Annotated in this window: 21 protein-coding genes; all 21 read left to right on the top strand. The window is 38.2% G+C overall.

The window, feature by feature from the left end; translation table 11 throughout:
- The first annotated feature begins 3 nt into the window (after positions 1-3).
- The 21 genes from LG330_RS17045 (at position 4) to LG330_RS16945 (ending at position 20413) form a co-directional block, all read left to right on the top strand.
- Positions 4-1047 (top strand): glycosyltransferase family 2 protein, encoded by a 1044-nt coding sequence (locus LG330_RS17045; RefSeq protein ID WP_404405977.1) that lies wholly within the window; start codon positions 4-6, stop codon positions 1045-1047.
- Between the two features lie 4 nt (positions 1048-1051).
- Entirely contained in the window at positions 1052-2224 is a 1173-nt protein-coding gene (locus LG330_RS17040; RefSeq protein ID WP_404405975.1) for a CDP-glycerol glycerophosphotransferase family protein, read from the top strand.
- Positions 2211-2633, top strand: coding sequence for an adenylyltransferase/cytidyltransferase family protein (locus LG330_RS17035; protein WP_404405973.1), 423 nt, complete (start codon positions 2211-2213; stop codon positions 2631-2633). Before LG330_RS17040 ends, LG330_RS17035 begins: the two co-directional genes overlap by 14 nt.
- Before the next feature lie 14 nt (positions 2634-2647).
- A complete protein-coding gene (locus tag LG330_RS17030; RefSeq protein ID WP_404405971.1) occupies positions 2648-3835 on the top strand; it encodes a glycosyltransferase in 1188 nt (395 codons plus the stop codon).
- A 17-nt stretch (positions 3836-3852) separates the two neighbouring features.
- On the top strand, positions 3853-4992 hold the full coding sequence (locus LG330_RS17025; RefSeq protein ID WP_404405969.1) for a glycosyltransferase: 1140 nt from the start codon (positions 3853-3855) through the stop codon (positions 4990-4992).
- A complete protein-coding gene (locus LG330_RS17020) occupies positions 4985-5956 on the top strand; it encodes a glycosyltransferase family 2 protein (protein ID WP_404405967.1) in 972 nt (323 codons plus the stop codon). The genes LG330_RS17025 and LG330_RS17020 overlap by 8 nt, the downstream gene beginning before the upstream one ends.
- 2 nt (positions 5957-5958) lie before the next feature.
- Positions 5959-7719: an ABC transporter ATP-binding protein gene (locus LG330_RS17015; protein WP_404405965.1), complete on the top strand. Its 1761-nt coding sequence runs from the start codon at positions 5959-5961 to the stop codon at positions 7717-7719.
- A 1-nt stretch (position 7720) separates the two neighbouring features.
- Complete coding sequence (locus LG330_RS17010; RefSeq protein ID WP_404405963.1) at positions 7721-8770, top strand: hypothetical protein; 1050 nt, start codon at positions 7721-7723, stop codon at positions 8768-8770.
- A gap of 183 nt (positions 8771-8953) precedes the next feature.
- Positions 8954-10912: an asparagine synthase-related protein gene (locus LG330_RS17005; RefSeq protein WP_404405961.1), complete on the top strand. Its 1959-nt coding sequence runs from the start codon at positions 8954-8956 to the stop codon at positions 10910-10912.
- Positions 10872-10997: a paeninodin family lasso peptide gene (locus tag LG330_RS17000; RefSeq protein ID WP_404405959.1), complete on the top strand. Its 126-nt coding sequence runs from the start codon at positions 10872-10874 to the stop codon at positions 10995-10997. The genes LG330_RS17005 and LG330_RS17000 overlap by 41 nt, the downstream gene beginning before the upstream one ends.
- Positions 10998-11076: 79 nt before the next feature.
- Positions 11077-12006, top strand: a complete 930-nt coding sequence (locus tag LG330_RS16995; RefSeq protein ID WP_404405957.1) for an aldolase — start codon at positions 11077-11079, stop codon at positions 12004-12006.
- Positions 11990-12280, top strand: coding sequence for a lasso peptide biosynthesis PqqD family chaperone (locus tag LG330_RS16990; RefSeq protein WP_404405955.1), 291 nt, complete (start codon positions 11990-11992; stop codon positions 12278-12280). The genes LG330_RS16995 and LG330_RS16990 overlap by 17 nt, the downstream gene beginning before the upstream one ends.
- Before the next feature lie 15 nt (positions 12281-12295).
- Positions 12296-12742 (top strand): lasso peptide biosynthesis B2 protein, encoded by a 447-nt coding sequence (locus LG330_RS16985; protein ID WP_404405953.1) that lies wholly within the window; start codon positions 12296-12298, stop codon positions 12740-12742.
- A gap of 20 nt (positions 12743-12762) precedes the next feature.
- Positions 12763-13917, top strand: a complete 1155-nt coding sequence (locus tag LG330_RS16980) for a nucleotidyltransferase family protein (RefSeq protein WP_404405951.1) — start codon at positions 12763-12765, stop codon at positions 13915-13917.
- Positions 13914-15704 (top strand): ABC transporter ATP-binding protein, encoded by a 1791-nt coding sequence (locus LG330_RS16975; RefSeq protein WP_404405949.1) that lies wholly within the window; start codon positions 13914-13916, stop codon positions 15702-15704. Before LG330_RS16980 ends, LG330_RS16975 begins: the two co-directional genes overlap by 4 nt.
- Before the next feature lie 66 nt (positions 15705-15770).
- Positions 15771-15980, top strand: a complete 210-nt coding sequence (locus tag LG330_RS16970; RefSeq protein ID WP_404405947.1) for a hypothetical protein — start codon at positions 15771-15773, stop codon at positions 15978-15980.
- 83 nt (positions 15981-16063) lie between these two features.
- Positions 16064-16849 carry a hypothetical protein gene (locus LG330_RS16965; RefSeq protein ID WP_404405945.1) on the top strand — a complete coding sequence of 262 codons (786 nt, stop codon included), beginning with the start codon at positions 16064-16066 and terminating at the stop codon, positions 16847-16849.
- Positions 16846-17112 carry a PqqD family protein gene (locus tag LG330_RS16960; RefSeq protein ID WP_404405943.1) on the top strand — a complete coding sequence of 89 codons (267 nt, stop codon included), beginning with the start codon at positions 16846-16848 and terminating at the stop codon, positions 17110-17112. The genes LG330_RS16965 and LG330_RS16960 overlap by 4 nt, the downstream gene beginning before the upstream one ends.
- Complete coding sequence (locus tag LG330_RS16955; protein ID WP_404405941.1) at positions 17099-17527, top strand: S24/S26 family peptidase; 429 nt, start codon at positions 17099-17101, stop codon at positions 17525-17527. Before LG330_RS16960 ends, LG330_RS16955 begins: the two co-directional genes overlap by 14 nt.
- Positions 17528-17539: 12 nt before the next feature.
- Positions 17540-19348, top strand: a complete 1809-nt coding sequence (locus LG330_RS16950) for an ABC transporter ATP-binding protein (RefSeq protein ID WP_404405939.1) — start codon at positions 17540-17542, stop codon at positions 19346-19348.
- An 18-nt stretch (positions 19349-19366) separates the two neighbouring features.
- Entirely contained in the window at positions 19367-20413 is a 1047-nt protein-coding gene (locus LG330_RS16945) for a nucleotidyltransferase family protein (protein ID WP_404405937.1), read from the top strand.
- Positions 20414-20416 lie beyond the last annotated feature (3 nt).

Genomic DNA, 20416 nt, shown 5'->3' with positions numbered 1-20416 from the left:
GCAATGAAGCAGCCGGTTACCGTCAGTATTGTTGTTCCGGTCTACAAAGTTGAGCAGTATCTCCGGAAATGTCTGGACAGTATTCTGGAGCAGACTTACCCTCATCTTCAAATCATTATTGTAGATGATGGCTCACCAGACCGGAGCGGGGACATCGCAGATCAGTATGCAAAGCAGGATAGCAGAATCCAAGTGATTCATCAGGAGAATAAAGGACTTTCCGGGGCAAGAAATACAGGTATTCAGTATGCGGCGGGTGAGTACACAGTCTACTTGGACAGTGATGACTGGCTTGAGCAGTTTGCGATTGAAAAGCTAGTATGGCTTGCACAGAAATACAAGGCAGATCTTGTCCAGTCAAATTTTTATTATGCATATGAGCATGAGCAGCTGGTAGATTATCGTTATCAACAGGCTGATGACCGTCCCCTTTTGCTGAGTCGGGAGCAGGCAATTGAAGCACTTATTATCAATCAGAAGCTAAAAAACTTTGCCTGGGGAAAGCTTTATAAAACTGAGCTTATCAAAGATATACCATTTCAGGAAGGCAGATTGTTTGAAGACGTTTTATGGGCCTATCTCGTCATGAAAAAAGCTGAACGCGTGGTGCTCGATGCAGAGCCGCTGTTTTACTATTTACAAAGAGAGACAAGTATTACAGCAGACTACTCACCAAGAAACCTTGATTTTATTAAAGGGTTAAAAGAGCGGCACCAAATGATTACCACAGATTTTCCTGAACTCATTCCTTTGTCTAATAAAGAGATTTTAAGAGCGACACTGCTGCATCACCAGCTGCTGTATTTTAATAGGGAAAAAGATCAGCAGGGTGTACACAGAAAAAAATTGGAGAAAAGCGTAAAAGAAGGTTATCAAAAATTCGAAATATCTGTTGAAGATGAACCTGTGCTAGCAAAACAGCTCAAGTTCTTTTACAGACATCCTTCCCTGAATCTCGGGTTCTTATTAGTCAGAAAGAGTCTGAGAAGGGCAAAGCTGCTGCCAGCACCTGCGCGCCTTGAACGCGTTAAAATCAAAAGGGGGTGACGGAGTGAATCTGAAACATGTAGCAATTAAATTAGTTTTATATGCATTGCGTCTCTATCCGATTAAACAAAATCGGATTTTTTTTATGAGCTATTACGGTCAGCAATATGGCTGCAACCCCAAATATATCAGCGACTACTTCATCAAAAATGACCGTTTTCAGCGATTCGATCTGGTGTGGGGTGTATCAAAAACAACTGAATTTATACTGCCGCCAAGAATTAAAAAAGTCCGGCTGTTTTCATTTAAAACGTTGAGAATGCTTGCTACCTCAAAGGTCATTATTACGAATTACCGTTTACCTGATTACTTTATTAAGCGGGAAGGTCAGCACTACATTCAGACGTGGCACAGCTCATTGAGACTGAAAAAGGTCGAAAAAGATGCAGAAGCTGCACTGCCTGCAAGCTACGTGAAAATGGCGAAAAGAGATTCAAAGCATACAGATCTGATTCTCTCAGGCAGCAGGTTCAGCACTGAAACAATCAGGCGGGCATTCTGGTATAAAGGTGACATTCTTGAGTCTGGTATGCCGAGAAATGACATGCTATTGCAGCGAAACGACTTGAAAAAGAAAGAAATTAAACTGCAAATAGGCACAAGCAGTGAAGCAAAGCTTTTACTTTATGCACCGACCTTCAGAAAAATGTTCAAAGCCAATGATTATAAGCTCGATTTTTCAATGATTCAGCATATTCTTGAGCAGAAAACGGGTGAAAAGTGGACGATTCTGGTCAGGCTGCATCCACATTTGATCCAGTACTCTAAGGACATCCTTTCTGGCAAAGACGTTATAGATGCTACAGCTTATCCGGATATTCAGGAGCTGCTCACAGTAGCAGATATATGTATAACTGATTATTCTTCACTCATGTTTGATTATATGATCACGAAAAAACCATGCTTTCTCTTCGTTCCGGATCTTGAAACGTATAAAAAGGACGACAGGGGATTATATTTCACACCTGAAGAGCTGCCGTTTCCGATCTTTAAAAAAGCAGAAGATTTACTCGGACTGCTTCAGGAGTTTGATCAAAATCAATACAGAAAAAAGGTACAGCAATTCACTGACAGTGTCGGATCCTACGATGATGGAACCGCAGCCAGACAAGTGTACGAACACATCGAAAATATCTGCTTTCGGGCAAAAAGGAGCGAATGGAATGAAGCCATATAGCATTGGATATACAACAGGGGTATTTGATCTGTTTCACGTGGGACACTTAAATATTTTGAGAAAAGCGAAAGAGCAGTGCGATTATTTAATCGTCGGTGTCAGCACTGATGAACTCGTAAAGCAATACAAAAAGAAAACGCCTGTGATCGGCTTTGAAGACCGGGTAGCAATTGTGGGAAGCATCAAATATGTAGATGAAGTCGTCCCACAGGTATCACGGGATAAAGTAGCCGCCTGGCAGGAACTCAGATTTGATGCCATGTTTGTAGGAGATGACTGGAAGGGCAGTAACCTTTTTACGAAGACAGAGAGAATGTTTCATGAGCTTGGGGTTGAGGTTGTTTATTTTCCGTATACGGCGAATGTTTCTACTACTATCGTTAAAAATAAGGTGAAAATTTCAACTTAATGGAGGCCGTCCAAATGAAAAAGAAATTACTTTTTACAATTGATTCATTGGCCTGCGCGGGGGCTGAAAAAAGTCTTGTGACTTTACTTGGCCTGTTGGATTATACGAAGTATGAGGTTGATCTTATGCTTTTTTCACATGGGAATGAGTTAGAGGAGCTTGTTCCTGATGAAGTAAAAGTTTTACCTCCATTAGACTACTCTACTCATGCTTCAAGGCCTTTAAAAGAAAGTCTGAAAAGCATTCGAAGTAAAAAAGCAGTAAAGCTTGTTCAAGCTAGAATTAATTATTCTCTTAAACTTAGATATCAAAAAGCCGGAAATATTAAAAAGGCACGTCTTTATTGGCAAAGTGTCAGGAATGTTATAGATGTCTTGCCAGATGAGTATGACGTGGCAATTGCATATGCTCAAGGAGTACCTACTTTCTATACTGCAGAAAAAGTGAAAGCAAAGAAAAAACTGGCCTGGGTGAATGTTTCTTATGTATTAAGAGATAAAGAACATTCTTTTCAAAAGAAATATTATTCAACATTTGATAAAATTGTTGCCGTTTCAGAGTCGGCGAAAACAATTTTTATGAAAAACTATCCTGAATTCGAAGAAAAAATGACACTTATATACGATATTAATAATCCTGACTTTATTAATAAGATGGCTGACCAAGGTTATTCGTTTCAGGACCAATTTGACGGAATCCGATTGCTCACAATTGGAAGGCTTGCAAGTCAAAAAGGATACGATCTTGCTTTAAAGACATGCAGAATATTGAAGGATCGTGGATTGCATTTTAGGTGGTATGCGCTTGGGAAAGGTCCTCTTGAGGAAGAAATTAAAGAACAAATTAAATCTTATGGTTTAGAGGAGCATTTTAAATTACTAGGTGTTTATTCAAATCCATATCCATTTATTAAAGCTTCAAACCTATATGTACAAACATCTCGTTTCGAAGGATTCGGGCTGGCAATTGCAGAAGCGAGAATGTTGAATGTTCCTGTTGTAACAACCGAATTTGATGCAGTTTATGACCAGATGATACAAGGGAAAAATGGAATCGTCGTAGATATGAATGAATATTCAATTGCAGAGGGTATTTTAAAGATGCTTAACAATCAGGACATGTACAACAATATTAAGCAATACTTGATTCAAGAGAAAAAAGGTAACAAAGAAGAGATTTCAAAGTTTTATCAATTAATTTGAGAGAAAGGAGGGGCACCATGCCAAAGAAAAAGCTAATCATCATGGCTATCAATATGAACTTAGGGGGAACTGAGAAATCACTCATTAACTTTATAAGTGATTTATCTCCAGCAAAGTATGATATCACATTATTATTGCTTGAAAACAAGGGTGAGTTATTAAGTCATGTCCCTCCGTATGTAAAAATTCGAGCAATTGAAGGATATAAACAAATAAAGCCCTATCTTAAAAGCAATTTTAAAAAAAATAGCAGACGGTTACTAAAAGTTCGGAATATGTATGACTTAATCAATTACTTTATAGCGTATCTACGTAAAAGAGTGAGTGGAAAAGATGAGATCATGCTTGATTTTTATAAAAGTTTTCTAGAAGAAATTGATGAAAGGTATGACATATCTATCGCTTATGCAGGCCCGATGGATCTAATCACATATTATGTTGCAAAATGTATAAATGCAAAAAGAAAGTATCAATGGATCCATTTTGATATAGAGAAAATCGGTTTTAGTCAATCAATTGTTAAGAACCTCTATCCTAAATTTGATCGTGTATTTACTGTATCTGAAGAAGGAAAACAAAAAATCCAAAAGGCTTTTCCAGAGCTCGTAAATAAAGTCGGTGTATGGAAAAATAAGACTTCAGAGAATTCACTTCTTCATTTAAGCAATAACCGTGGGTTCGAAGATGAGTTTACTGGTATCCGAATATTGACTGTTGGAAGACTGAGTCATGAAAAAGGTCAGCACTTAATATTTCCTGTGTTGAAACGCCTGTTAGAAAATATTGATCTAAAAATTAAATGGTATTTAATTGGTGATGGTCCTGAAATGGCTAACTATAAGAATACAATCACTAATTTATCCTTAAATATCGATGTCAAATTACTAGGCGCTAAAATAAATCCTTACCCCTACATGAAAGAATGTGATCTGTATGTTCAGCCTTCGATATACGAAGGGTGCTGTATGACGATTGATGAGGCGAAAATATTTAAAAAGAGAATCATTGCTACAGAATTTAACGGCATTAAAGAACAGTTAAAGGAATATAATTATCCAACTTCAATTATTAAATTTAGTGAAAAAGAACTTTATTTTGCTCTCTTAGAGCATGTTAATGCTATTAATAATGAAAGAAGAGGTGTGTCTGTTGGATAAAATCAGTGTAATTGTACCAGTATTCAATCAAGAGAAATTACTTAATAAATGTGTGGATTCATTACTTAATCAAAAGTATTCTAATATAGAAATTATATTGGTGAATGATGGTTCTACAGACCGCTCAAAGGAATTATGTGAAGCTTATGTTCAGTCTGATTCACGTGTGATTTTAATTAATCAAAAAAACAGAGGTGTAGCAGGCGCGCGAAATTCAGGCATAGAGCGTGCAAGTGGAAGATGGATTGGCTTTGTTGATAGTGACGATTGGGTAAGTTTGGATATGTACTATATACTCATTAAAGAAATTGAAAATAGTGGTGCGGATATAGGTATATGTAAGATAACATATGAAGAAGAAAAAATCGGATCAAAAAAAGGTAATAAACTTATTATAGATGGAGGACATAGCGCGCTGCGCAGGCTTTATCAAACAAACGATATTAGATATAACGTCTGTAATAAATTATTCAAAAAAGAGTTATTTCAACATATTAGATTTCCAGAAGGTAGGATATATGAAGATGCGGCTATCATGTACAAATTAATTGACAAAGCTGACAAGATTGCTCTTTCCCCTTATTATTTATATCTTTATCATAAAAGAGATGGGAGTATTACAAGGTCTACATTTTCCGAGAAGCGCTTTGATGTAGTAATAAATTATATTGAAACAGACAAATATTTTAGTAATCATCATGCGGACTTAAGACCTATGCTCAGTAAGGTCTTTTTTTACGCGCTAAAGAATATGATAACGGATATAGCCAGGGAGCGAGCAAGAAATAGTTCCTATATGGAACTAATAAGTTCTAATATGAGCAAAATTATCAGAAATCCTTTTTTGAGAAAAGAATTGGACTCTAAAGATATTACTGTAGGTTATGCAGTTTCTCTAATGCCTATGGTTATTTTTTATTTATACCAATATAAATATACTTGGAAGTCAAAGGAGTTGAATTAGTAATGATGCAATCTCTTTGGAAAGTTAAAAATCTTTTTTCAGAAAGTGAAAAAAAGAAATTTTATATACTGATGGTCATGATGGTTATTGCTGCATTTTTTGAAACATTAGGGATTGGATTAATTGTTCCTTTGATAGGTATTATTACAGATCCTACTATCTTATCTGAAAACGCAATTTTAAATAATCTTTACAATCAGATAGGGTTTGAGAATTATGAACAATTTATGTTAGCAGCAGTTTTATTTATGTTGGTTGTATTCTTCGGGAAAAATATATACCTTTTATTTTATCAATACTTTCAATTTAAAATGGTTTTAAATTTTCAGGTCAAGTTATCTAAAAAGCTGTTTCGAAATTATCTAATTAAACCTTATACATTTCACTTGCAGCGAAATACATCTGTTTTATTGAGAAATGTAAATGAAGAGGTTCCAAAAGTACTTCAAGGAATCCTGCTTTCTTCTTTACAGCTAGCAACTGAAGTGTTAGTTATCGTATGTATTCTGGCATTATTACTTTATACTTCTCCAGTGGCAACAATTGCATCTATTTTCTTGCTGGGAGGAAGTATGTTTTTATTTCAAATGATTTTTAGACAAAAAATTACAAACATAGGTAAAGAACAGCAATATACCAATGGAAGTTTAATCAAATGGATCAATCAAGGGTTAGGAGCAGCCAAAGATGTTAAAGTTTCAGGTCGTGAGGGCTTTTTCGTTGAAAAATATCGCCAACATAGTTTAGTGAAAGCCAGAAATAGCCGTTATATGAAGGTGCTAGAACAAGTCCCAAGATTGTTTATAGAGAGTATGTTAGTTACTGTCGTATTAGTTACGCTTTTGATTATAGTTTTTCAAGGTAAAAATACAACTGAATTAGTATCTGTTATGGCTTTATTTGCAATGGCAGCATTTAGATTAATGCCATCAATCACCAGAGTTGTTGCATTGATTACGGCGATTAGATATAGCCAGCCAGCATTAGATGCAATATACGAAGATTTATATACTGCTAATGATGATACAAAGTCAAAGGATAACAAAATTGAATCTTTATACAAAAGTACATTTGAAAACATTACTCTGAAGAATGTCTACTATTCTTATCCAGGTCAATCAGCTCCAACGATTCATAGTGTTTCATTAAATGTAGAAAAAGGTCAATCAGTAGCGCTGATTGGTGCTTCTGGCGCTGGAAAGACAACAATTGTGGATATGATGTTAGGGTTATTAGAACCATTCAAAGGTGAAGTATTAGTGAATGGACAGTTGCTCAAACAACAGCTCTCAAATTGGCAAAGAAATATCGGATATATTCCACAATCTATTTTTCTTTCAGATGACACAATAAAGGCGAATGTGGCTTTTGGGATAGGTGAAGAAGATGTACGTGATGAACTGGTTTGGAATGCACTTGAGAAAGCTCAATTAAAGGAATTTGTTCAACAACTACCAGAAGGTCTAGATACATCTGTTGGGGAAAGAGGGGTTAGACTTTCCGGTGGACAAAGACAGAGAATTGGGATTGCCAGAGCACTGTATCATGACCCTGAAATACTATTTATGGATGAAGCCACTTCAGCGCTTGATAACGAAACAGAAAAAGACATTATGAAAGCAATAGACTCTCTTAAAGGCGATAAAACAATGGTAATTATTGCTCACAGATTATCAACAATAGAAAATTGTGATTTAGTATACACAATGGATAAAGGGCACTTAACTCAATCCTATAGGCATGCGAGAAAGGTGAGTGGGTAATTTGAAACAGAGTTATCAAGTTGTTTCAATCAGTGATCAACTACTCATTACACGAGATTGTAATGTCATCAATCTTTTTTGGATGTTATGGAAATACGGAAATTCTTTAGATTATCTATATACTAAAGGAAGAATCCCCTTGCAAAATCTGAAAGTCATTAAGTTCCTCAGAATTGTGCAATTAAATATTAAATATTTTCGTTCTTCACCATTTAATATTGAAATACCTTTATCAAACCTTGAAAATTCCGTAATCATTAAGTTAAAGGATCGATCATACAAATGCATTGATCTGCAAAACAAAAAAATTACTTGTGTTTCAAAAGAAAATCAAGTGAAAACAGACTATCTTTATAAGTTAAGAAATTTAAAATATGATGAAACGCCAAAAATTTATTATATAGTAGATAATTCATCTTATTCAGAAGAGTATTTAAATCTTATTCCACTTAAACATCAATTAAATAAATGGAATTTGCAGAAATATAATATATATAAAGGTTTAGATTCAATAAGCAAAGGTTCTCAGAATAAAAAAGTGAATGCATCTGATTATGCAAAAGATTTAACTAATCAGATCAGTTCAACATTAATTAATATAGACATTGATACGCTAAAAGAAGACAAGATCAATAAAATATCTCAAAAAATTGCTGATAAAATAGGTGATACATCAATTGTACTAAACTTTTCTCATGGAGACGCCTGGGTTGGTAATATTATGTTAGATGACAATCGGATTAGATTAATTGATTGGCATGATTTTGGTTTCAGATCGAGGTACTTTGATCATATTACATTAATTCATTCGATCGTAAAAATTAGAATTTCTAATAAGGGATGGGAAAGCCAAGGTGTAGATGAATTGAATGGAGAATTACAAATGCTGAGTGAAGCAACAAGCTGTGATGTTAAGGTTCTACAAGATTACCATTTTGTATTTATGTTAGAAATGATAATTAATAGGTTAGGTTACTATGAGGAAATTAGTTCTGATGCAGTAAATATTGCATTTAATTGGGTTAATAGATTTGAAGAAATATTAAATTAAAATAAATGTAACAAAATCATCTAATTTTTTCAAAAATATTCTCTAACCATATTGACATTACAAATTTTCAGAGTAAAATCAAACTATAAGGTTCTTTATAAAGAACATAAAATGTCTTAAATCTTCTTCTGATAATTTTTTTACTATCGATGTTCTTTATAAAGAATTAAGTGGGGTGAGGTTTTGAGTGCTTTAGCAGCGATCATTAGTCCGGAAGGCCATCAGGTTTTAGTAGAGTCTTGTGAACGCATGATGGAGGCGTATGAAGAGTTTCCTTCAGACGATCGGCAAACATACTTTAACAGGAATGTATTTCTAGGAAATCACGCTCAATGGATGACTCCTGAGTCTGTAGGAGAAATGCAGCCGTATCATTGTAAAGAATCAGGATGCGTAATTACTGCAGATGCAATCATCGATAATAGAAAAGAGCTTTTCGATCTATTAGATATAGAAGGTATTAAACTATCTGATGCCCAGCTTATTTTAAAGACTTATTTAAAGTATGGTGAAAAAAGTCCAGCCAAATTAATAGGAGATTTTTCATTTATCATCTGGGACCCAAAAAATCAATCTATCTTTGGGGCCCGAGATTTCTCGGGATTGAGAACTTTATATTATGCGAAGCACGAGAATAGTTATTACTTAGCTAGTACAATTCGGGCGATACAATATGCCACAGGTATTAATAACGAATCAAATGAGGAATGGCTGGCAGAATTTTTGGGTGTGCCTGGTTATGTCCCTGGAGTAGGCGTGGAAATGACACCAATTGAAGGTATTAAGCAAGTGCCTCCAGCCCATTATTTTACGATCAAAAACGGCGCATATCGGCAACACAGATATATTACGCTTCCTGAAAATGAAAAAATCAGATTTAAAACAGATGAAGAGTACGCAGCAGCATTCAAAGAAATTTTCGAAAGAGCAGTAAAAGACAGGTTAAGAACAGTTGGTAAAGTAGGTTCGTTTTTAAGTGGCGGACTCGATTCTGGATCAGTGACAAGTGTTGCAGCTCAGGAGCTAAAAAAGCAAAAAAAATCGATCCACTCATTTAGTGTAATTCCAGTAGCAGGCTTCTCAGATTGGACTTCACGAAAACGTGTAGCAAATGAGGAAGAATATATCGAAGAGATTCTAAAGCTTAATGATAACATTATTCATCACTATGAGTCATTTCCTGAGAGAAACAGTTATCGGGATATTGATCAGTGGATAGACATTATGGAAACCCCTTACAAATTCTTTGAGAATTCTTACTGGATCAGAGGAGTAAACGAAAGGGCTGCTCAAGAGGGAGTAAGTGTTTTGTTAAATGGCTCCAGAGGAAATTTTACAGTATCCTGGGGAAATCCATTTGATCACTTTTCTCATCTTTTAAAATCAATGAAACTGACTAGACTATTGAGAGAAATACAAGAATTCCATATTGAAAGCGGTCAAGGACGCAAGTCAATTGTTGAAAAGACGTTGACAAGGTTACAAGGAAATCGCACTAAAGGAGAGAAGATTGAAACATTATTGAATGAAAAATACTTTGCTAAGCACCATTTAGCTGAGAAGTTGCAAAACTCTTCTTTAATTACACATACTGAACAGACATTTAATGCATATGACTGGAGAAAAAAATATTTTAATCAATTATTTTATCTCTCGAATTATACTGCAGCAGCAAAGCTGTCATTAAGGTACAAAGTCTGGACTAGAGATCCGACAAATGATTTAAGAGTCGTCAGGTTTTGTTTATCTATACCTGAAGACCAATTTGTTAAACATGGTATGGACCGTGCATTAATTAGACGTTCAATGGATGGAGTGCTACCTGAAAAGATCCGGCTGAATTATCAAGTGAGAGGGTTACAGAGTGCTGATTTAGGGTTTCGAGTAAAAAAAGATTGGCATTCTTTAAGGGAGGAAATATTTACCCTTCTACAACAAGATAAGTTGTCTCCTCTTGTTAATAGAGAGAAAGTAAAGCAGCTGCTGGAGCAAGCAGGAGAAACTCCTTCTAAAGCGCTGACATTAGATTATGATTTTAAACTATTAATGGGTTTTATTATTTTAAATAGATATATGAATAACTTGAAAGGGGGTGAGACATATGAAGAAAGAATGGAAAGAGCTATCGCTAGAAAAGCTTGATGTTGAAGAAACATTTGCAGGCCCAGGTATCAGAACACCAGATGACGTACAACCGGACCCAGATGAAATGATTCACTTTAGTTGATCCCTATTCCTTCTACTTATTCCTGCCCTTATATGCCATTAGCGATGTAAGGGCTCTTTTTAATTCAAAGGGGGCTAATATGAATACATTATATGATTACAAAGCTTTTGGTTTAGGCATCAAAAGTGATGTTGAATTATCAGAATTGAAGCTCGCCACAACAAAATGTGATGTAAGTATCACAAGGAGTGACAGGCTATCTCTAGAATGGAAAACAGAGAGCAATGAAAACACTAAAAGCTTTGCTAGAGATGGTCACATCATGTTTGAAGTAAATGATATTGGCTGGTTCAAAATTACAGGCGGACATACCATTCAATATCAATCAACAGAGTCAGCTGAATTAAGACAGATTAAATTATACCTTTTAGGTAGTTGCATGGGTGCTATTCTGCTCCAGAGAAAAGTTCTTCCGCTCCACGGCAGCGCAGTTTTAATCAATGGCAAAGCTTATGCAATTGTAGGTGATTCAGGTGCGGGAAAGTCTACATTAGCCAGAGCATTAATGGAAAAGGGCTATAAGTTGATAAGTGATGATATTCTTGCTACTCGATTTAAAGAAGGTGTGCCTTATCTTTCATCTTCATATGCCCAGCAGAAACTGTGGGTGGAAAGCTTGGATATGTTCAGTATGGATGCTGACGATTATGAATCCATCATGCTGAGAGAAACGAAGTTCAATGTTCCGGTAAAACGGTTTTACTTTAATGGAGAGGTAGAACTGGCAGGCGTTTTTGAATTATCAAAAGCTGACCTTTCGCAACCGCTTGTGAAAAATGTACAGGGGATTGAAAGGTTACCACTATTATTTCATCATACTTATAGAAAGTCATTCATCAACAGAATAGGTTTAACCGACTGGCATTTCAACACAACTGCCCGACTTGCAGGACAGGTGGATGTCTACAAAATCACAAGACCTGAAAATCAATCAACAGCACATGAGCTTGCAGATATGATTATTAGTATTGCTAATAAGGAGGACCTGCAATATGCAAAAGCAGAATGAACTAACATCCTACTCAGTGATTTTCCAACAACCAGGCCATATTGTCAGTGACATGAACGGTGAAAAAGTCATGCTGAGCATTGAAAATGGAAAGTATTATAATCTTGGAACAATTGGTGGAGAAATCTGGTCATTAATTGAAAAGCCGGTCACTATTGAGGCTGTAATTAATGAGCTGGAATCAAGATATGAGGTTGACCGTTCAAGATGTGAAATGGAAGTAATGGATTTTGTCAATGAATTGATGAAGGAAAATCTGATCCAGCATGAATAACAGGGAGGGTTTTAGATGATCGCAAAGCTTCAATTATATCGGACAATGGATCCGGCGGTTAAAAAGATGTTACCGGAGGCTTTTATCCAACTCGCGTATGGCCGGATCTTCAAGGCCCTCCCTTTTAAAAAGGTGTCCAAAAAGTTAGGTGAAAATATGGTTGAGACTTCTGAGGAAGTCAGACCTGAAGACCGCCAGACGTTAGCAGCTGTTTCTCAAGCTGTCCAGCTAATGAGTCGTTATACTCCCTGGGAAAGTATGTGTCTAGTGCAGGCTGTCGCTGCAATGAATATGCTCTCCAGAAGAAAGATTTCAAGTACATTGTATTTAGGAACTGGTAAAGATGAAGAAGAACAATTTGCGGCGCATGCATGGCTGCGAAGCGGACCATTTATCATCACAGGTGCAAAAGGGAGAAAGCGGTACACAGTGGTTGGAATGTTTGCGAAAAAGCTGACTTAACATGAAGGGAGGTACAACTGATGGTAAAGCTGGATACATGTACACCGGAATTTAAATTGTTACTGACTATCTTAAATGGGGGACCCCCGCAGTCAATGCAGCAAATTGATTGGCAGCTGTTTCTCAAGCAGGCAAAGCATCACAGGGTGTTTCCTGTTTTATATAAAGATATTATTCAGCAACGTCGATCTGATATACCAGACGAAGTGGTCAGAAATCTTGAAGTCCTTTACAAGAAGAATGTCTTTAATATGCTGCGGCTCGGAATGGAAATGGAGCAATTAAACCAGTTGTTTCATGCTGAAAAGATCCGGATGATTCAATTAAAAGGACCGGAAATGGGCAGCTATTTATATGGCGACCTGTCGCTGAGAACTTCTGGAGATCTGGATATTTTTATTTCATTAAAAGATCTCGAGCGGGCGGAGCAGCTTCTATTGAATTTCGGTTATATCAAGGATGACTATATTGAATCAGTTCTTGGGGACTGGAAGTGGCGCCACCATCATGTTGCCTACCTTCATCCTGAAAAAAAAATGAAAGTTGAGCTGCACTGGCGGCTTCATCCGGGGCCAGGTAAGGAGCCGGGCTTTGAATGCTTATGGCAGAGGAAACAGTCGATTAGTGATCATGCTTATCTTCTTGGTAAAGAAGATTATTTTTATTTCCTGGTGCATCATGGGGCGAGACATGGATGGTCCAGGCTGCGCTGGCTGATGGATATCAAACAGTTTCTTGCTCTTCAGCCTGACTGGATTGAGATGAGATCAAATGAATATCAGCACTATTCCCGGCATATTGCAGGTCAGTCACTGATTTTAATTAATCAGCTATTTAAAATCCGGATTCCAGATGAAGCTTTGCCGTTTGTTGATGATTCACATGCAAAGAAATTGGCAAATGAGGCAATGTTCTATTTAGAACGGATGATCAATCTGCACAACCTTCCTTTAGATAAAGAAGTATCGGCTTATCACCGTAAGCATCTATATGCGCTGATGTCACGTAAACAGAAAATATACTTTGCAGCGAGTACGCTCTACCCTTACCCGGAAGACGTTCATACACTGCCACTTCCAAAACAGCTGCACCTGCTCTATTTTCCTCTCAGACCCGTGCTCTGGATCTGGAGGAAGAGCAAAGGGCCTGCCGTTGCTGAAGGAGTGAAGACATGAAAGAGATGCACTATTTTTTAAGAGAAATGCAGGGATTTGCGGGACGTACACTCTATATCAATATCAGCGCGATGATTTTGATAGGTCTGCTCGAAGGTGCAGCAATGATTATGCTGATTCCGATGATCGGACTGACAGGCATCATACCTTTTGATTCTTCTGTCATTCCGTTTGCAGGCTGGTTCGATTTCTTGGGGAATATGCCAATAGGAACTTCATTATTGCTTATTTTATCAGTCTTCCTTGTACTGGCAGCTTTTCAATACATGTTACACAGAGAAGTCAGTGTGAGAAATGCAATTATATATCAGGGGTTTTTAAAGCATTTGAGGGTAAAAACGTATCGTGAATTAATCAGGTCCAATTGGTTATTTTTTATCAGCAATAGACGATCTGATCTGGTAAACGCATTGGCAGGGGAGGTCATAAGAGCAAGTAGCGGTACCCAGGCAGTTCTGCAGTTTGCGTCTTCTATAATCACGACTGTATTTCAGGTAATTCTTGCATTTATTCTTGCGCCGGTCATTACAACCTTTGTATTGCTCTTTGGTGGAGCACTTGTATTTTTCAACCGGAAGTTCCTGAAAAAGTCTCTTGCACTTGGAAAAAGAAACTATGAACTTCAAAGAGAATACATGGCCGGGATTACCGATCAAATGAATGGGATGAAAGAGATTAAGAGTAATTCTCTTGAACCGTCGAGACTCGATTGGTTTGAAGACCTCACAGAGCGCATGAAACAGGAGCAGACGGATTATTCACGTCTAAGAGCAACTTCACAAACGTACTATAAGATTGCTTCTTCTATATTAATTGCAGTTTTTATTTATATAGCCATTATGGTTTTCAGTGCACAACTCGCGCAGCTTATGCTGATCATGGTGATCTTTTCAAGACTGTGGCCTAGAGTGGCTGGCATTCAGGCATCACTTGAACAGATTGCAACAGTACTGCCATCATTTAAAGGCATTCAAAACCTCCAGCAGAAATGCCGTGCCAGTGCAGAAGTTGAAGCTGCTTTATCAGAATATCCTGCGCTACCTGTAAAAGAATCGATGATTGTTAATAACGTATCGTTTAGGTACCAGAGTGATCAGAGTGCTTTTACATTGCAAGATATTTCTTTAAGAATCAGAGCGAACGAAATGACTGCGTTTGTCGGCCGGTCAGGAGCCGGGAAGAGTACGCTGGTAGACTTATTGATGGGACTAAATATCCCTGATGAGGGGCAGATTCTGGTAGATGGTGAGCTTTTAACGCCTGGAAAAATCCAGTCATTACGGAAGACAATCAGTTATGTACCGCAGGATCCATTTCTCTTTAACACTTCAATCCGCAGTAATTTACTGCTTGTGAGAGGTGATGCTACAGATGAAGAGTTATGGGAAGCACTGACTTTTGCTTCCGCAGACAGTTTTGTTAGCAGACTTCCGGAAGGGCTTGATACGCTCATTGGCGACCGTGGTATTAAACTATCGGGTGGAGAACGACAGAGAATTGTACTAGCAAGAGCGATTTTAAGAAAACCTTCTGTACTTGTCCTGGATGAGGCAACAAGTTCGCTGGACGCTGACAGTGAAGCAAGCATTCAAGAGGCAATAGAAAAGCTGAAGGGCAAAATGACAATTCTGGTGATTGCCCACAGACTCTCAACAATTCGGAATGCTGACCAGGTTATCGTACTTGACCAGGGAGAGGTCATCCAGCAGGGTGGTTTTAAACAGCTGGCTCAGGAAAAAACCAATTTATTCAGTCACCTTCTGCAAAAGCAGATGGGGGCATCTTAACTTGAATCAATTTGTTCTCAGTTGAGAATAATTGAGATAACATTTAGGTGGATGGAGGTGAGAAATATGAAAATGGCGTATGCAGCACCTGAAGTGAAGGAGCATCAGATGATTCATTTCGAGACGGCTCAGAGCTGGAACTGTGCGAAAGACAACCCTAATGCTACGATTCCGGATAACAATGGAAATGGATCTCAATTCCCTAACAACTGCGGCCCTGGTAATAACAACGGAAATGGCAATGGTAATGGAAACGGCAATGGTAATAGACCATAATAAAAGCTCTCTAGTCCGGTTATCCTGAGCTGTTTCTTGCAATACAGGAAACCGGATCTATACAAATTAAAGGATGATGTCCAATGGAGATTCAAACTAAAATCGGAACCCATTCAATCAGAATCTATTCAACAGATCAAGAAGTGATTAGAGAATGCAGCACTGTATTTTCTTTCATGCCATTCAAAACTGATCAGCATGACCTTGAAATTACGATTTTCAAAGGACACGAAAAGCTTTTTACTTCATACGACGTGAAAGTGAATGGCGAAAGCGAAAGTATCGTTTACCAGAGGGATGATTTCACAATTACTGTTGATCCGAGCTATACACGTGCTGAAGTCACTGTACACAGCCCCCTTGCACTTAAACATTCAATCATGACCTTATACAGCGGTTTAATCGCTCATCAAAATTGGGGAATTCTTCTCCATTCGTCTTGTGTACTTGATAATCAGGATGCACATATTTTCACTGGTAGATCCGGAGCAGGAAAATCAACAGCAGCACAGCTTTCCATGCCAAGACCATTATTATCTGATGAAGCGACCTTAATTAAAATCCATCCTGAAGAAGGTGTGTTAATCTATCACTCACCTTTCAGAAGTGAACTGATGGACATTGCAGGTGCAGGACCATACAGTCTAAAGAGCCTTAACCTCCTGCATCAGTCTCCTGACAATCACAGAATGGAAATGGGTAAGGCCCAGGCCTTTATCTTGTTGATGGATAAAGTTTTTTACTGGTCTATGAATAAAGAAGACGTGAAAAAAATTACTTCCATGCTTCAGCAGCTGATTACGCAAACGGAAGTCTATCATTTGTATTTCAAGAAAGATCCTACTTTTTGGGAGTTGATGTCATCATGAAAATTGTATTAACGGGTGAACAGGAAAAGATGGTGTTTAACGATGAAGCAGTGATTTTACATGCTGAACAGTTTACTGTTACCACATTGAACGAAACCGGATTATTCTGTTGGGAACTATTAAAACAAGGGAAGACGATCGATGAGATCAGACAGCAGCTATTACTGGTTTATGACGCACCACCTGAAATCATTGAGCGGGACCTTGAATTGTTCTTAAGAGATATGCAGCAAAAAGGGCTGGTCGGAAATGAATCTCAGTGAAGCAGGGCTGGAGCTGTTTAGAAAGCATTTGGATGTGAGTGGAACTTTTGAAATGACTGGTAAGGGTACAAGCATGTTCCCTCTTATTACTGAAGGTGAGCGGTGTGTATTTAAATCAGTCAGCGGACAAACGTTGACACCAGGGAGCATTTATCTTTATGCAGACGATCAGGGACGCTTTGTCGTTCACCGCCTGATCTATGAAAAGCAATCCGGCCTTTATCTTAAAGGGGACGCAAATCTCGGGATGGATCCGGTGATTAAAGCGGGTCAGGTCATTGGTGAGTTAATGAAAGTAAAGAAGCAGTCCAAATGGGTTGGTCCAAACGACGGGATGTGGAAGGTGCATGCACATTTGCTTCAACGTTACTGGTACAGAAAATGTAATGTGCTTTTATCAAAAAAGAAAAGGTGAGGAGGGGACCGGATGAACTTGCTGACTGTGGAACGGAAGGAGGAAATCAGACAATATTTATCTGTAAAAAACTTTAAAAAGATATTCCGGCTCCTTGCTCCTTATGTCTGGCGATACAAAATGTCCTATTTGGCGATGATCGTCATGCTGTTAATCGGGATAGGTGTTACGCTGGCATTCGCATGGTTTATGGGGAATGTCATTGATGCGGCGATCAATGGAAACTTTGAAAGACTGAGATTTCTGCTGGTGATCGGGCTTATGCTTGTTACTTATCAGATTTTATCAAACTTTATCTGGACATATGTTGAAACAACTTCAATGAATAATATTAAAAAAGATTTAAATCAGGATTTATATGCTCATATTCTTACATTATCTTCATCTGATCTAAATAAAGATCATTCAGGTAAGTGGATGTCGCATTTTACAAATGATATTCATAGTGTCAATGCAGTCGTTGGAAGTGGATTGTTAAATCTGATCCGGTTTCCGATTATGATTACTGCTGCTTTAATTTACCTGATGTCTATCAGCTGGAAGCTTTCTCTTATCAGCTTATCCGTTGCACCGCTTGCAATTATTGCAGGTGCGGTATTCGGCTTACTGCTGAAAAGGAATGGCACAATTATTCATGAAACAATCAGCGAGTTAACTAAAAAGCTAAATGATACATTTCACGGTATGACTGTGATTAAATCATTTACACTCGAGAATCTGTTTCATAACCAATATCGAAAACAAACGGAAGATTTATATAGATTGGAATTAAAAGAAGCGAAAATTCAGGGGACATTCTATGCAGGAGGTCAGGCTGTAGCAAGCTTAACATTTCTTGCGAGCTTGCTGATGGGTGCCTTTTTTGTGAGTCAGGGGTCCATTACAGCCGGTATGCTGCTAACCTTTGTGAATCTCGTTAATTTACTTGTCTCTCCACTTACAGGCTTTGCAGGGCAGTGGGCCGGATATCAGCGGTCAATGACAGCCCTTGAACGGGTAGTGAAAGTTTTTGACCAGACGAAAACAGCTGAAGAGTTACCTTTTAGAAAAGATGTGATTCAAATCAGTCAGGGAATTGACGTTAAAAATATTCACTTTTCATATCAGGAAAACAGCCCGCTGTTTCAGGATCTTTCATTTAAGCTGCCGGCTGGACAGGTAACGGCATTTGTCGGTCCGAGCGGGGCAGGAAAATCAACGTTGTTTCAATTGATTATGCGGTTTTATGAAGTGAATGAGGGTTCGATTGAGCTGGACGGGAAGCCGATAAATGAAATGGATGTAGCGGTGTTAAGAAGCGCAATCTCCTACGTCCCTCAGGACACCTTCCTTTTCAGTGGTTCTGTAGAGGGAAACCTGAAAATCGCTGCGCCAAATGCAACTTTTGAAAAAATGGTGCAGGCTGCAAGGGATGCAAATATTCATGAATTTATTATGAGTCTTCCTGAAGGATATCAGACAGAGCTTGGTGAAAGAGGCGTCAGGTTATCCGGAGGTCAGCGTCAGCGGATTGCCATTGCCAGAGCACTATTGAAGGATGCGCCGATCCTGCTTCTTGATGAAGCGACTTCAGCACTCGATAGTGAAACAGAAATGCTTGTGAAATCGGCGCTTCAGCGATTGATGAAGGGCAGAACAACGATTATCATTGCGCACAGGCTTTCAACGATTCAGCATGCCGACCAGATTCTCGTTTTTAAAGAAGGTCAGTTAGTTCAAGCCGGCACGCATGCAGAGTTGAAGAGAGAAGGACTGTATAAAGAGCTGATACAGGCAGATCAATTCACACAAAGAAGTATTCAACGTCAGGACGTTATCTAATAGAAGGGAGGCAGTAAAATGGATGTAAGACAAGTACTTAGACTGCTCTACACAGAAGATCATCTGCAGTGGCAGCAATACAGCCGCCTGACGGAATTCGCCGAATCTGAAGGGATACTGCCTCAGGTTTACACACTTCTTCATCAATCGGAAAAGTTCAATGAGCTACCTGGATTTGCTCGAAAAGCGCTTAAGCAATCATATAAGAAAAATATGTTTCTCTTAAAATGGCTCTCGATTGAAAGTCAAAAGGTCGTAAAGCGGTTAAGTGATGAAGAAATAAAGGTCATTCCGTTAAAAGGCGGTTTTTTTGCTGAACGTTATTTTGGAGATGCCTGTGCAAGGGCAACATCCGACCTCGATCTTCTGATACTGCCGCAGGATATTGAAAAAACTTCCGCACTTCTTCAATCATCAGGGTTTCTGAAGAATGAGGAAGAAATCGACGGTCATTTCCATACATCCTTTTACCGGCCTGTTAAAGGTTCTACGATTCCATTCAGTGTTGAAGTTCACTGGGGGTTTATGAGAGGGGATACAACGGGTATTGATATGGAAAACATCTGGGAGAATGCAATGCAAAGTACCCTTCCTTACATGTATCAGCTGTCAGATGAAGATACATTCTATTTCACATGCCTTCACGGCTGGCGTCATAATTTGGATTCTCCGAAATATTTTATTGACCTGATCCAGGTGTTGCAGGAGGCCAAAGAGCCTGTCGATTTTCAGCAGCTGTTGGAGAGAGCTGAGCGGGAGCGGACGTATAAACGTATAACGTTTGTATTAAATCATCTAGTTAACGAAACGCCGTTTCTCTTTGAAGTCGGTATTCTTGAATCACTTACTATTAAGCAAAAGCTTTACCCGCATGATACGTATCGTGCATTTATCCAGTATCAGTTTTTCAGCTATGATCATCCGAAGCATACATTAAATGAGCTAAAAAGATGGCTGATTCCAAATCAAACAGATTTAAATATGGAACTTGAGTACAAAGCAGCTTCCTATTTGAAAGGAATCAGAAAACTGTATCAGAAACGTCTGACCGGTGTACTTAAATAGTCA

This window comes from Jeotgalibacillus malaysiensis (assembly GCF_044789845.1).
GTDB classification, from domain to species: domain Bacteria; phylum Bacillota; class Bacilli; order Bacillales; family Jeotgalibacillaceae; genus Jeotgalibacillus; species Jeotgalibacillus malaysiensis_A.
The sequence above is the reverse complement of the archived record's forward strand: the minus strand, read 5'-3'. Positions and strand labels throughout refer to the sequence as shown.